This is a genomic window from Mycoplana sp. MJR14, assembly GCF_029210525.1.
GTDB lineage: Bacteria > Pseudomonadota > Alphaproteobacteria > Rhizobiales > Rhizobiaceae > Mycoplana.
In genome coordinates, this window is sequence record NZ_JARGEO010000005.1 from 319,101 (window position 1) to 334,053 (window position 14,953).

The 14,953-nt window shown below is 65.7% G+C and carries 11 protein-coding genes; 9 read left to right on the forward strand and 2 right to left on the reverse strand.

Going from position 1 to position 14,953, the window contains the following annotated elements:
* Positions 1 to 12 precede the first annotated feature (12 nt).
* The 9 genes from P0086_RS14785 to P0086_RS14825 all read left to right on the forward strand — a co-directional run bounded on the left by P0086_RS14785 (position 13) and on the right by P0086_RS14825 (position 14,335).
* Entirely contained in the window at positions 13 to 900 is an 888-nt protein-coding gene (locus P0086_RS14785) for a transglutaminase family protein (RefSeq protein ID WP_275786817.1), read from the forward strand.
* 268 nt (positions 901 to 1,168) lie between these two features.
* Positions 1,169 to 2,371 (forward strand): pilus assembly protein TadG-related protein, encoded by a 1,203-nt coding sequence (locus tag P0086_RS14790; protein ID WP_275786819.1) that lies wholly within the window; start codon positions 1,169 to 1,171, stop codon positions 2,369 to 2,371.
* Positions 2,372 to 2,576: 205 nt separating this feature from the next.
* Complete coding sequence (locus P0086_RS14795) at positions 2,577 to 5,036, forward strand: glycogen/starch/alpha-glucan phosphorylase (protein WP_162714945.1); 2,460 nt, start codon at positions 2,577 to 2,579, stop codon at positions 5,034 to 5,036.
* Entirely contained in the window at positions 5,036 to 7,240 is a 2,205-nt protein-coding gene (gene glgB / locus P0086_RS14800) for a 1,4-alpha-glucan branching protein GlgB (protein ID WP_275786821.1), read from the forward strand. Before P0086_RS14795 ends, glgB begins: the two co-directional genes overlap by 1 nt.
* A 22-nt stretch (positions 7,241 to 7,262) precedes the next feature.
* Entirely contained in the window at positions 7,263 to 8,525 is a 1,263-nt protein-coding gene (gene glgC, locus P0086_RS14805) for a glucose-1-phosphate adenylyltransferase (protein WP_112593635.1), read from the forward strand.
* 12 nt (positions 8,526 to 8,537) lie between these two features.
* Entirely contained in the window at positions 8,538 to 9,977 is a 1,440-nt protein-coding gene (glgA, locus tag P0086_RS14810; protein WP_275786825.1) for a glycogen synthase GlgA, read from the forward strand.
* Between the two features lie 3 nt (positions 9,978 to 9,980).
* The gene (locus tag P0086_RS14815) at positions 9,981 to 11,609 is read left to right on the forward strand and encodes an alpha-D-glucose phosphate-specific phosphoglucomutase (RefSeq protein WP_148149581.1); all 1,629 of its coding nucleotides are present in this window, start codon (positions 9,981 to 9,983) and stop codon (positions 11,607 to 11,609) included.
* 157 nt (positions 11,610 to 11,766) lie between these two features.
* Positions 11,767 to 13,728, forward strand: coding sequence for a glycogen debranching protein GlgX (gene glgX, locus P0086_RS14820; protein ID WP_275786828.1), 1,962 nt, complete (start codon positions 11,767 to 11,769; stop codon positions 13,726 to 13,728).
* Positions 13,729 to 13,846: 118 nt separating this feature from the next.
* On the forward strand, positions 13,847 to 14,335 hold the full coding sequence (locus P0086_RS14825; protein WP_112593631.1) for a MaoC family dehydratase: 489 nt from the start codon (positions 13,847 to 13,849) through the stop codon (positions 14,333 to 14,335).
* A 5-nt stretch (positions 14,336 to 14,340) separates the two neighbouring features.
* Here the strand turns inward: P0086_RS14825 and P0086_RS14830 are convergent, their stop codons facing one another.
* Complete coding sequence (locus P0086_RS14830) at positions 14,341 to 14,628, reverse strand: type II toxin-antitoxin system RelE/ParE family toxin (protein ID WP_275786832.1); 288 nt, start codon at positions 14,626 to 14,628, stop codon at positions 14,341 to 14,343.
* 3 nt (positions 14,629 to 14,631) lie between these two features.
* Complete coding sequence (locus P0086_RS14835) at positions 14,632 to 14,913, reverse strand: hypothetical protein (RefSeq protein ID WP_275786835.1); 282 nt, start codon at positions 14,911 to 14,913, stop codon at positions 14,632 to 14,634.
* Between the last annotated feature and the right edge of the window lie 40 nt (positions 14,914 to 14,953).

Sequence of the window (14,953 nt, forward strand, 5' to 3'; positions counted from 1 at the left end):
GACGGGATCCCCATGCTCTATGACATCAGCCTGCGCATCGAGTACGACTACGACTTCCCCGTCTCGGGCGGCCGCCACATGGTGCGCGTGCTGCCGCGCTCGATCCCGGGGCGCCAGCGGCTGATCGCCGGTTCGCTCGACATCGTTCCGCAGCCGGTGGAACGGACGGGCGTGATCGATTTCTTCGAGAACCAGGCGACGCTGATCCATTTCCGCAACGTCCACGACCGGCTCGAGATCGACATGCAGGCGCGGGTGCAGGTCGACGCGACGAACGAGCAGCCCGACTTCTCGCCGCAGACGGGCGAGCTCGCCCGCGAGATCGCGGCCTGCTGGTCGCTCGACCCCGCCTCGCCCCACCATTTCACCGGCCACAGCCCGCGCCTTCCGGATTGCCCGGAAATTGCCGACTATGCGCGGTCGGTCACAGCCCCCGGCATGACCGTCCGCGAGATCGCCGCCGCCCTGTGCGCGCGCATCCACAAGGACTTCACCTACGACACCGAAGCGACGACCGTGGATACCTCGCCGCAGGAGGCCTTCCGGCTGAAGCGCGGCGTCTGCCAGGATTTCGTCCATGTCATGATCGTGGCGCTGCGCAGCCTCGGCATTCCGGCCGGCTATGTCAGCGGCTTCCTGCGCACCATCCCCCCGCCGGGCAAGGAGCGCCTGGAGGGTGCGGACGCCATGCACGCCTGGGTCAGGCTCTGGTGCGGCCCGACCAACGGCTGGGTGGAGCTGGACCCGACCAACAACATGGCCGCCGGCACCGATCACATCGTCGTCGGCTACGGCCGCGACTACTCCGACGTGGCGCCGGTGATCGGCATCGTCAAGAGCTACGGCCAGCAGCAGACCAAGCAGGCCGTCGACGTCGTGCCGGTGCGCCAGCCCGCGTAAGGAGCGGCGAACGAAGGCCGGACGCCGGTGTTGCAAGGCGGGGCAGCGAGTCCCGATTGGAGACAGCCCGTCCCGGCCTCAAACACCTGCTTTCAGGGGCTTTCTTCGTGTTCGCTCGCATTTTAGCGATCGCAGAAACCGGCCGCTCATTTATCGGCGCTAATGTCCGCCCAACATTATGATGATGGGGTGGCGCAAAATGAAATCGGCAACGGAAAAACAGGGTGTCCTTTCCCGCCTTCTAAAGGACCGTCTTGGAAATTTCGGCATGATGACGGCATTGCTGCTGCCGGTGCTCTTGGGTGCCGGCGGCATTTCCATCGACCTGACCAAGATGATGATGACCAAGAACCGGCTGCAGGACGCTTCCGATTCGGCAGCGCTCGCCGCCGCATCCGCGCTCGCGAACGACGGCATGAGTATCGACGATGCGAAGAAGCTGGCACTGGAGTTTCTCAAAACGCAGATGCGGAGCGGTGGCGCCTCTCCCGGCGAGGACCCGGAGACCGAGGGCGAGGAGCAGAAGGAAGAGGACACCTACGCCTTGGGCTCCAGCCTGATCGACATCGACGAGACCTCCACGGTGGGCACCGGGAAGTCCTGGGTCATCAACGTCTCCGCCAGCTATGAGATGCCGCTCAATCCCCTGACCCGCCTTCTCGTCAAGGACAAGGCGACCATCAACGCCAGCACGACGGCCGAGAGCGCGACCGAATCCAAGAGCGCGCTTTCCATGTTCCTCGTGCTCGACCGCTCCGGCTCGATGTCGTTCAAGACCGACGAGATCGCCAGCCAGACCGTCGCCTGCAAGAACTGGACGGAAAGCAACTGGGGGCAGGATATCAAGGCAACGAAGCCGTGCTACGTCAGGAAGATCGCCGCCCTGAAGGCGGCCGTCGCCAACCTGACGACGCAACTGAACACCGCCGATCCGGAGAACGAACTGGTCCGGACCGCGGCCGTCTCCTACAACGACCAGATGCAGACCGAGACCCAGCTGGCGTGGGGGACGACGGGCGCTTCGACCTACGTCAACGCCCTGCCGACCGAGCCCACCGGCGGTACGGACTCGCACGCGGCCTTCGCCAAGGCGCTGGACAAGCTGGTCCCGGCCGACAGCTCCAAGGAAACGGAAATTCCGGCGCACAATGACAAGAACGGCCAGGTGCCGACCAAGTACATCGTCTTCATGACGGATGGTGCGAACACGGCCTATAACGGCAAGTCGTCCGACGCGAACGGCAATCGGTCCGACACGGAAACCAAGGCCTCCTGCGACAAGGCGCGTGCGGCCAAGGTCGAGGTCTACACGGTCGCCTTCATGGCGCCGGACCGTGGCCAGGCGCTTCTGAAGTATTGCGCCACCACCGAAGCCAACTATTTCGAAGCGGACGACATGACCCAGCTGGTCGCCGCGTTCAAGGCGATCGGCGAGAAGGCCACCGCAGTCGTCGCCCGCCTGACCCACTGAGGCCGGCGAAACCGAAAAAATGAGGCCCGCTGCCGCCCGGCGCGCAGCGGGCTCTGTCCATTTCGCAGGCATCGCCTTGCAGCGATCGCATGGCTCCTTTCTTCCCCGACCGTATTGCAAGCGTTTCGGATAGATGCAAAATTGTCTTTAGAGACAATGCTTCACCGGCTTGCCGATACTGCGAAGGGGTTCGTTACCGCTCATGATGGACAAGGTCTCCTCCAGCGATATCCCCGCCCCCGCGCCAAGATCGACCGAGCCGACGCAGCTTGCGACCGAACTGCTGGAACGCCTCAAATACCGCATCGGCAAGGATCCCAAGGTCGCAAAGCCGCATGACTGGCTGACCGCCGCCATCCTGGTCGCGCGCGACCGCATCACCGACAAATGGATGGATTCGACGCGGCGCACCTATGCCACCGGCTCCAAGCGCGTCTATTACCTGTCGCTGGAATTCCTGATCGGTCGCATGATGCGCGACGCCATGACCAATATCGGCCTGATGGACGAGATGCGCGAGGCGCTGGCCTCGCTCGGCGTCGACACCGACATCATCGCCGAGCTCGAGCCGGATGCGGCGCTCGGCAATGGCGGCCTCGGACGGCTCGCGGCCTGTTTCATCGAATCCATGGCGACGACCGACGTGCCGGCCTATGGCTACGGCATCCGCTACGTGCACGGCCTGTTCCGCCAGCAGATCGCCGACGGCTGGCAGGTCGAGCTGCCGGAGACCTGGCTCGCGCACGGAAACCCTTGGGAGTTCGAGCGCCGGGAAAGCTCCTACGAGATCGGCTTCGGCGGCGGCGTCGAGACACTCGATCTCGGCGAAGGCCGGCAGCGCTTCGTCTGGAAGCCGGCCGAACGGGTGATCGCCACCGCCTACGATACGCCGGCCGTCGGCTGGCGGGCGAAGCGGGTCAACACGCTGCGCCTGTGGTCCGCCTATCCGATCGACCCGATCCTGCTCGACGCCTTCAACGCCGGCGACCACATCGGCGCGCTGCGGGAGAGCAACAAGGCCGAGAGCCTGACGCGGGTGCTCTACCCGGCCGATGCGACGCCGGCCGGTCAGGAACTGCGGCTGCGCCAGGAGTTCTTCTTTTCCTCCGCCTCGCTGCAGGACATTCTCCGCCGTCATCTGCAGCAGTATCCGGATTTCACCTCCCTGCCGGACGCGGTCGCGATCCATCTGAACGACACCCATCCGGCCGTCTCCGTCGCCGAACTCGTCCGGCTGCTCACCGATGTCCACGGCATGGATTTCGACGCCGCCTGGAACATCGCCCGCGATACCTTCGCCTATACCAACCACACGCTCCTGCCCGAGGCGCTGGAAAGCTGGCCGGTGCCGCTGTTCGAGCGCCTGCTGCCGCGGCACATGCAGATCGTCTATGCGATCAACGCCAAGATCCTGCTCGAGGCCCGCAAGGAACATGGATACGACGACCAGCAGATCCGCAACATCTCGCTGATCGAGGAAGGCGGGGAGCGGCGGGTGCGCATGGGCAACCTCGCCTTCGTCGGCTCGCACTCCGTCAACGGCGTGTCCGCGCTGCACACCGAGTTGATGAAGGAGACGGTCTTTGCCGACCTGCACCGGCTCTACCCGTCCCGCATCAACAACAAGACCAACGGTATCACCCCGCGCCGCTGGCTGATGCAGTGCAATCCCGGCCTGTTCAACCTGATCCGCGAGACGATCGGCCCGGATTTCGAGGACGACACGGAAAAGCTCAAGGCGCTCGACGCCTTCGCCGGCGACCGCGCCTTCCAGGAAAGCTTCGCCGCGATCAAGCGGGCGAACAAGATCAGGCTCGCCAATCTCGTGCAGGCCCGCCTCGGCCTGCGCATCGACCCCGATGCGATGTTCGACATCCAGATCAAGCGCATCCACGAATACAAGCGCCAGCTGCTGAACATTGTCGAGGCGGTGGCGCTCTATGACCAGATCCGCTCGCGGCCGGAACGCGACTGGGTTCCGCGCGTCAAGCTGTTTGCCGGCAAGGCGGCCCCCAGCTACCACAACGCCAAGCTGATCATTAAGCTCGCCAACGACGTCGCGCGCGTCATCAACAACGATCCCGCCGTCCGCGGCCTGCTGAAAGTGGTCTTCGTGCCGAACTACAACGTCTCGCTCGCCGAGATCATGGTTCCCGCCGCCGACCTCTCCGAGCAGATCTCGACCGCCGGCATGGAAGCGTCCGGCACCGGCAACATGAAGTTCGCGCTGAACGGCGCGCTGACGATCGGCACGCTCGACGGCGCCAATGTCGAGATGCGCGACCATGTCGGCGACGACAACATCATCATCTTCGGCATGACGGCGGATGAAGTCGCGCGCGCCCGCGCCGACGGCCACGATCCCCGCGCCATCATCGAGAGCTCGCCGGAACTCGCCCAGGCGCTCTCCGCCATCTCCTCCGGCGTCTTCTCGCCGGACGACCGCGGCCGCTTCACCGGCCTGATCGACGGCATTTACGACCACGACTGGTTCATGGTCGCGGCCGATTTCGACGCCTATGCCAAGGCGCAACGCGACGTCGATGCGCTGTGGAACGACAGGACGACCTGGACGCGCAAGGCGATCCACAACACCGCCCGCATGGGCTGGTTCTCGTCCGACCGCACGATACGCCAGTACGCAACCGAGATCTGGGGCGTTTGATGGCACGGAAGGACCCGCTGGAGCAACCATCGACGGGTCTGGCGAATGCCGACATCGAGGCCATTCTGGGAAGCCGTCATCCGGATCCCTTTGCCGTCCTCGGCATTCACCAGGCCGGCGACAAGTTCGTCGCGCGCTGCTTCATCCCGCATGCCGAAGCCGTCACCGCGGAGACGCTTGCCGGCAAGGCGATCGGCGAACTCGATTGCCTCGATCCCGCCGGCATCTTTGCCGGCGCTGTGTCGGTTCGAAAGCTGCAGCCGATCCGCTACCGCGCCCGCAACGAGGGCGGCGAGTGGATCGTCGTCGACCCCTATTCCTTCGGCCCGGTTCTCGGCCCGATGGACGACTACTATATCCGCGAGGGCTCGCACCTGCGGCTGTTCGAGCGCATGGGCGCGCATCCGCTGACGCTCGACGGCGTCGACGGCTTCCATTTCGCCGTCTGGGCCCCGAATGCGCAGCGGGTCTCCGTCGTCGGCGACTTCAACGAGTGGGACGGCCGCCGCCACGTGATGCGGCTGCGCCGCGATACCGGCATCTGGGAGATCTTCCTGCCCGGCGTCGCGGCCGGCCACGCCTACAAGTACGAGGTCGTCGGCAAGAACGGCGAGGTGCTGCCGTTGAAGGCCGACCCCTTCGCCCGCCGCTCGGAACTCCGCCCGCGGACCGCCTCGATGACGACGGCCGAGATCGACCAGACCTGGGAGGACGAGGCCCACCGTGAGCACTGGTCGAAGACCGATCCGCGCCGGCAGCCGATCGCCATCTACGAGGTGCACGCCGCCTCCTGGCAGCGGCGCGACAACGGCGACATGCTCTCCTGGGACGAACTCGCCGACCGGCTGATCCCCTACTGCGTCGAGATGGGCTTCACCCACATCGAGTTCCTGCCGATCTCCGAATACCCCTTCGACCCGTCCTGGGGCTACCAGACGACCGGGCTCTATGCGCCGACCGCGCGCTTCGGCGAGCCGGAGGGCTTTGCCCGCTTCGTCAACGGCGCCCACAAGGTCGGCATCGGCGTCATCCTCGACTGGGTGCCGGCGCATTTCCCGACCGACGAGCATGGCCTGCGCTGGTTCGACGGCACCGCCCTCTACGAGCATGAGGACCCGCGCCAGGGCTTCCATCCCGACTGGAACACGGCGATCTACAATTTCGGCCGCCAGGAAGTGCTCGCCTTCCTGATCAACAACGCCCTCTACTGGGCGGAGAAATTCCATGTCGACGGGCTGCGCGTCGATGCGGTCGCCTCGATGCTCTACCTCGACTATTCGCGCAAGCACGGCGAATGGGTGCCGAACGAATACGGCGGCAACGAGAACCTGGAGGCCGTCCGGTTCCTCCAGACGATGAATGCGCGCGTCTACGGCACCCGGCCCGGCGTGATCACGATCGCCGAGGAATCGACCTCCTGGCCGAAGGTCTCCCACCCCGTCCACGAGGGCGGGCTCGGCTTCGGCTTCAAGTGGAACATGGGCTTCATGCACGACACGCTGCAATACATGTCGCGCGAGGCCGTGCACCGGAAGTTCCACCACAACGACATGACCTTCGGCCTGCTCTATGCGTTTACCGAGAACTTCGTGCTGCCGCTCTCCCACGACGAGGTGGTGCACGGCAAGGGTTCGCTGATCGCCAAGATGGCGGGCGACGACTGGCAGAAATTCGCCAACCTGCGCGCCTACTACGGTTTCATGTGGGGCTACCCCGGCAAGAAGCTCCTGTTCATGGGCCAGGAATTCGCCCAGTGGCGCGAATGGAGCGAGGACCGCGCGCTCGACTGGAACCTGCTCGAATATCCGATGCACGAGGGCATGCGCCGCCTGGTGCGCGACCTGAACGGCACCTACAAGCGCAAGGTCGCCCTGCACGGGCGCGACTGCGAGGGCGAGGGCTTCGAATGGCTGCTCGCCGACGACCGCGACAATTCGGTCTTCGCCTGGCTGCGCAAGGCGCCGGGCGAAAAGACGATCGCCGTCGTCACCAACTTCACGCCGGTCTATCGCGAGGGCTACCGGATCCCGCTTCCCGTCGAGGGACGCTGGAAGGAGATCCTGAACACGGACGCCGAGATCTATGGCGGCTCCGGCAAGGGCAATGGCGGCGCCGTGCAGGCACAAAGAGACAAGAACGGGACCGTTTCAGCCGTGATAACATTGCCGCCGCTGGCAACGCTGCTGCTGGAACAGGACGCATGAACTAGTGGTCGGGGAGGACACGATGGAGCAGAAACGCAATCAGCCGCTCGCGCGCGACGCGATGGCCTACGTACTGGCAGGCGGAAGGGGGAGCCGCCTGAAGGAATTGACCGATCGCCGCGCCAAGCCGGCCGTCTATTTCGGCGGCAAGGCCCGCATCATCGATTTCGCCCTGTCGAATGCGCTCAATTCCGGCATCCGCCGCATCGGCGTCGCCACCCAGTACAAGGCGCACTCGCTGATCCGCCACCTGCAGCGCGGCTGGAACTTCTTCCGGCCCGAGCGCAACGAGAGCTTCGACATCCTGCCCGCCAGCCAGCGCGTCTCCGAGACGCAGTGGTACGAGGGCACGGCGGATGCGGTGTTCCAGAACATCGACATCATCGAGGACTACGGCGTCGAATACATGGTCATCCTCGCCGGCGACCACGTCTACAAGATGGACTACGAGCTGATGCTGCAGCAGCACGTCGATTCCGGCGCGCAGGTGACGATCGGCTGCCTCGAGGTGCCGCGCATGGAGGCCACCGGCTTCGGCGTCATGCACGTCAACGAGAAGGACGAGATCATCGCCTTCGTCGAAAAACCGGACGATCCGCCCGGCATCCCCGGCAATCCGGAGATGGCGCTGGCCTCGATGGGCATCTACGTCTTCCACACGAAGTTCCTGATGGACCTGCTGCGCCGCGACGCCGCCGACCCCAGCTCCTCGCGCGACTTCGGCAAGGACATCATCCCCTATATCGTCGCGAACGGGAAGGCCGTCGCCCACCGCTTCACCTCCTCCTGCGTCCGCTCCGACTTCGAGCGTGAGGCCTACTGGCGCGACGTCGGCACCGTCGACGCCTACTGGCAGGCGAATATCGACCTGACCGACATCACCCCCGAACTCGACATCTACGACAGCACCTGGCCGATCTGGACCTTCGCGGAGATCAAGCCGCCGGCCAAGTTCGTCCACGACGACGAGGACCGGCGCGGTTCGGCGATCTCCTCGCTCGTGTCCGGCGACTGCATCATCTCCGGTTCGTCGCTGCATCGCAGCCTTCTCTTCACCGGGGTGCGGGCGAATTCCTATTCCCGTCTCGAGGGCGCGGTCGTCCTCCCGGACGTCACGATCGGCCGTCATGCGCAGCTGCGCAACGTCGTCATCGATCGCGGCGTCGTGATCCCGGAGGGGCTGATCGTCGGCGAGGATCCGGTTCTCGACGCCAGCCGGTTCCGCCGGTCCGAAAACGGCATCTGCCTGATCACCCAGGCGATGATCGACAAGCTGGACCTCTAGGACCGCGGCGCCATGAATGTACTGTCCGTCGCATCGGAAGTGTTCCCGCTGGTCAAGACCGGGGGGCTCGCCGACGTGGCGGGCGCGCTGCCGCTCGCGCTCGGCCACCAGGGCGTGCGGATGCGCACGCTGCTGCCGGGCTACCCTTCCGTCATCCAGCAGGTCGTACGACCGCACAAGGTCGCCTCGATGACGAGCACCTTCGGCGACGAGATGAGGATCCTCGCCGTCGACCATGCCGGGCTGGACCTGCTGATCCTCGATGCGCCCGCCTATTTCGACCGCAGCGGCGGGCCCTACCTCGACGTCACGGGTCTTGATTATCCCGACAACTGGAAGCGCTTCGCCGCCCTTTCGCATGCCGCCTGCGAGATCGCCCGCGGCATGCTGCCGGACTGGCGGCCCGATATCGTCCATGCGCATGACTGGCAGGCGGCGATGACGCCGGTTTACATGCGCTATACCGGCCTGGAGCGCGTGCCGAACATCATCACCGTCCACAACCTCGCCTTCCAGGGCCAGTTCGGCGCGGAGATCTTCCCGGCGCTCGGCCTGCCGCAGGATGCCTTCAGCGTCGAGGGTCTGGAATATTACGGCCATGTCAGCTTCCTCAAGGGCGGCCTGCGCACCGCCTGGGAGGTGACCACCGTCAGCCCGACCTATGCGCAGGAGATCACCACGCCCGACTTCGGAATGGGGCTCGACGGCCTCATCAACGCGCGCGCTCACCAGCTGATGGGGATCGTCAACGGCATCGACACGGCGGTCTGGGACCCGGCGACCGATCCGCACATCGCCGCCCCCTATGGCGCCTCCTCGCTGCGGCAGCGGACGGAGAACCGAAAGGTGCTGATGGAGCGCTTTGGTCTCGACGACGGCGCCGGCCCGCTGTTCTGCGTCGTCTCGCGGCTGACCTGGCAGAAGGGCATCGACCTGATCGCCGATGCCGCCGACTGGATAGTGGCGGAAGGCGGCCGGCTTGCGATCCTCGGCGCCGGCGATGCTGCCCTCGAAGGCGCGCTGCTGGCCGCCGCCGCGCGTCATCCCGGCCGCATCGGCGTCGTCATCGGCTACAATGAACCGCTGTCCCACCTGATGCAGGCCGGCGCCGATGCGATCCTGATACCCTCGCGCTTCGAGCCCTGCGGGCTGACCCAGCTCTACGGCCTGCGCTATGGCTGCGTTCCGATCGTCGCCCGCACCGGCGGCCTGGCCGACACCGTGATCGACGCCAACGAGGCGGCACTCAACGCCCGCGTCGCCACCGGCTTCCAGTTCACGCCCGTCACCGCCGACGGATTTCGACAGGCGCTCCGCCGCGCTTTCACCGCATTTGAGGAACCTAAGGTCTGGGCCCGATTGCAAAGCCAGGGCATGAAGTGCGACGTTTCCTGGGAACGCAGCGCCGACCGCTACCGCAAACTTTATTCCAGCCTCCTTGCGAGAGTCTAAGTCATGATCAAGACCGTATCCACCAAGCCTTACAGCGACCAGAAACCCGGCACCTCGGGCCTTCGCAAGAAGGTGCCCGTCTTCCAGCAGGAGAACTATGCGGAGAACTTCATCCAGTCGATCTTCGATTCGCTCGAAGGGTTCGCCGGCCAGACGCTGGTGATCGGCGGCGATGGTCGCTACTACAACCGGGAGGTCATCCAGATCGCGATCAAGATGGCGGCCGCCAACGGCTTCGGCCAGGTGCTCGTCGGCCGCGGCGGCATCCTGTCGACGCCGGCCGCCTCCAACGTCATCCGCAAGCACAAGGCCTTCGGCGGCATCGTGCTGTCGGCGAGCCACAACCCCGGCGGCCCGACCGAGGACTTCGGCATCAAGTACAACATCGGGAACGGCGGGCCGGCACCGGAGAAGATCACCGATGCGATCTTCGCCCGCACCAAGGCGATCGACAGCTACAAGATCGCCGACGTCGCCGACGTCAACATCGACCTCGAGGGCACCCAGACCGTCGAGGGCATGACGGTGACGGTCATCGACCCGGTCGCCGACTACGCCGAACTGATGGAGCAACTCTTCGACTTCGCCGCGATCCGCGCCATGTTCGCCGGCGGCTTCCGAGTCGTGTTCGACGCCATGAGCGCCGTCACCGGCCCCTATGCGAAGGAGATCATCGAGAACCGCCTCGGCGCGCCGAAGGGTTCGGTCTTGAACTTCATGCCGCTGCCCGATTTCGGCGGCCACCACCCGGACCCGAACCTCGTCCACGCCCGCGCGCTCTACGAGACGATGATGGCCGACGACGCGCCGGATTTCGGCGCGGCCTCCGACGGCGACGGCGACCGCAACCTGATCATCGGCCGCGGCATCTTCGTCACGCCGTCCGACAGCCTCGCCATGCTCGCCGCCAACGCGCACCTGGCGCCCGGCTACAGCAAGGGGCTCTCCGGCATCGCCCGCTCGATGCCGACGAGCGGCGCCGCCGACCGCGTGGCCGAGAAGCTCGGCATCGGCATGTACGAGACGCCGACGGGGTGGAAGTTCTTCGGCAACCTGCTCGATGCCGACAAGGTGACGATCTGCGGCGAGGAAAGTGCGGGCACCGGCTCCAACCACGTCCGCGAGAAGGACGGCCTCTGGGCGGTGCTGCTCTGGCTCAACGTCCTCGCCGTGCGCAAGGAAAGCGTCATCGACATCGTCCGCCAGCACTGGGCGACCTATGGCCGCAACTACTATTCCCGCCACGACTACGAAGAGGTGGATTCGGCTGCCGCGAACGGCCTGATGGCCGACTTGCGTGCCAAACTCGCCGACCTGCCCGGCAAGAGCTTCGGCGGCCTGACCGTCGAGAAGGCGGACGATTTCGCCTATCACGACCCGATCGACAAGTCCGTCAGCGAGCACCAGGGCGTGCGCATCCTCTTTGCCGGCGGCTCGCGCATCGTCTTCCGTCTCTCCGGCACCGGCACCTCCGGCGCCACCCTGCGCGTCTACATCGAGCGCTTCGAACCGGATACCGCGCGCCACGACATCGAGACGCAGACCGCGCTCGCCGACCTCATCGCGATCGCCGACGAGATCGCCGACATCAGGGCCCGCACCGGCCGCGACGCGCCGAGCGTGATCACCTGACAGCACCGATGGCCGCTCGCGCCCGCCCTGCCGAGGGCGGAGCGGGCGGCGGTGAAGCGTTCTGCCGGAGCCATTCGTCACGGTCTCTTCGGTCCTTTGGACCACCGTCTCCCCAATCGGGGAGAAGGAACACGATTTTCACCGGAGCCTCCAAGCGATGCCAGAACCGATCGACACGACACTGGGTGCCACGGTCCGGGACGGCGGCGTCGCCTTCGCGGTCCACTCCGGCGATGCCGCCCGGATGGAACTCTGCCTCTTCGACGACGACGGCCGGCAGGAGCTCCGCCGGATCCCGATGCAGCGCGACGGCGATCTCCACCACATCTTCATCAAAGGCATCGGCGAGGGCGCCCGCTACGGCCTGCGCGCCGACGGCGTCTTTTCCCCGGACGACGGCCTCTGGTTCGATCCGGCGAAACTCCTGGTCGACCCCTATGCAAAAAAACTCGACCGCCGCTTCGTCCACGACGTCCGCCTGACGCAGCATGGCGTCGAAACCGCCGATCTCGTGCCGAAGGCGATCGTTACGGGCGACCGTCCGGTGGCGGTGGCCCGCCCGCAGTTTCGCCGCGGCGGCGTCATCTACGAGGTCGCCGTCCGCGGCTTCACGATGCTTCATCCGGAAGTGCCGGAACACCTCCGCGGCACCATCGCAGCGCTTGCCCACCCTGCGGTGATCGCGCATCTCAAGCGCATCGGCGTCGATGCCGTCGAACTGATGCCGATCGTCGCCTGGATCGACGAGCGTCACCTCCCCCCGCTCGGGCTGCACAACAGCTGGGGCTACAATCCGATCGCGCTGATGGCGCTGGACCCGCGGCTTGCGCCGGGCGGCGTGGCGGAACTCGCCGCGACGGTGGCGACGCTGCATGCCGAGGGTATCGGCGTCATCCTCGACCTCGTCTTCAACCATTCCGGCGAGAGCGACCGTTTCGGTGCGACGCTTTCCATGCGCGGCCTCGACAACCGGACCTACTATCGCCACGCCGCCGGCAGCCCCGGCACCCTCGTCAACGACACCGGCTGCGGCAACACGATCGCCTGCGACCACCCCGTCGTCCGCCGCCTGATCCTCGACACGATGCGCCACTTCGTCGTCAACGCCGGCATCGACGGCTTCCGCTTCGACCTGGCATCCATTCTCGGGCGCACCTCCGCGGGCTTCGATCCGAACGCCGTGCTCTTCCAGGAGGTGCGGGCCGATCCGGTCCTCGCCGATCGCATCCTGATCGCCGAGCCCTGGGACATCGGCCCCGGCGGCTACCAGCTCGGCAACTTCCCCGAACATTTCCTCGAATGGAACGACCGGTTTCGCGACGACACCCGCCTCTTCTGGCGCGGCGATCCCTGGCGGCTCGGGGCCTTCGTCACCGCACTCTGCGGCTCGTCCGATGTGTTCGCTCGCGGTGGCGCAGCCCGCACCCGCAGCGTCAACTTCGTCGCCGCCCATGACGGCTTCACCCTGATGGATCTGGTATCCTACCGCGACAAGCACAACGAGGCGAACGGCGAGGACAATCGCGACGGCCACAACGACAATCATTCCTGGAACAACGGCGCCGAGGGCGCAACGGACGATCCGGACATCGGTGCCGCCCGCCGCCGCGACGCGATGGCGCTGCTGGCCAGCCTGTTCGTCTCGAAGGGGACGGTCCTCCTCACCGCCGGCGACGAGGGCGGACGCAGTCAGAGAGGCAACAACAATGCCTACTGCCAGGACAATGCCATCACCTGGCTCGACTGGATGAGGCTCGACGCGACGCTGATCGCACACACGGCAGCGCTTGCCGCGATCCGCCGCCGCTTCGCGGTCTTCACCGATGCAACGTTCTTCGGGGACGACGGCGCGGTTTCCTGGCTCCGCCCCGACGGTGCGCCGATGCAGGTTGCCGACTGGGAGGCGCCGGCCGCCGATGCCCTGGTGATGCTGCTCGAGTGCGCCGACGAGGCAGGGCGCCAGGTGCGGCTCGCCGTCTGCATCAACCGGGGGACGGAGCCCGTGCCGCTCGCGCTTCCGGCAGCAGGCGGTCCATGGCGGAGCCTTCTCGTCGAAGGCGATGAGCCCTCGGAGGCGATCGCGCCGCGCAGCATCGATATCCGTCTCGCCTCGTCCTGAACCGGAAGAGACGGCGGGGCGGAAAATCGCAACGAAACCAGTTATCAACGGGCTCGGCATAGGCTAAAGATCGCGCGGGGACACGCGTACGTTTTGCCGGACGAAAGGATCGAGAATAATGCCTCGCGAAGTTCATCTTGCCGACGTCAAGGGCCTCGTCGGGCAGGAGATCGGCGTGTCCCGCTGGTTCACGGTCGACCAGACCATGATCGACCGCTTCGCCGAGGCAACCGAGGACCACCAGTTCATCCACACCGATCCCGTCCGCGCCGCCGCCGAAACCCCGTTCGGCGGTACGATCGCCCATGGCTTCCTGTCCCTGTCGCTCCTGTCGGCGATGAACTACGACTGCCTGCCGCGCGTGATCGAACAGACGATGGGGATCAACTACGGCTTCGAGAAGGTGCGCTTCATGACGCCGGTCAAGTCCGGCGCACGCGTCCGCGGCCGCTTCATCATGGCCGACGCCCGCTTCCGCGGCGCCGGCATGCTGATGATCACCTACGACGTGACCGTCGAGATCGAGAACGAACGAAAGCCCGCCCTGACGGCCAACTGGATGACCATCATCCAGTTCGACCCGAAGGACCGGCCCGAGGATGCGTGAAAGCGTCAGACGCCGAAACGCTGAGGATCGCCGCGCTGATCCCACACACGAAGGATTTCCACGCGCTCTGACCTGATGCGATAGACGAACAGGAACGGCGTTCGTCTTACGGGAAACTCGCGAACGTCCGCGATCCCTGTCAGTTCGCCGACATGGGGATTTTCCGACAGCAGGCGCTCGGTCGCAAGTACGCGCTCTCGCGCGCGCTTTGCCCCTTCCGGAAAAACGACGGCGTAATAGCGTCGCAACCATCGAAGGTCGGCCACCGCTCGCGGCAGGTAGACAACCTCCACCGCTCAGCGTCCAGTCGGCTTGATATCCGCGTCAGGCTCAGGAAGCTCATCGCTCCCGTCCCACCCGTCCATCCACCGATGCACCGCGGAAGCGGACACAAAGACACCGGCATCCGCCTCCACGCTCGCCCTTTCGATGGCCTCGCGCTTGGCATCCTGAGCATCGAGAAATTGCTCGATCGCCTTTGTCGCGACATAGGAGGCAGGGCGATCCTGTTGGCGCGCCTCATCTTCGAGGCGCGATTTCAGGGCCGGATCGAGCCGGAGTGAAAAAGGAGCGGCCATGGCACACCGATACAATGTAGCGAGGTTGACTACACTGTAT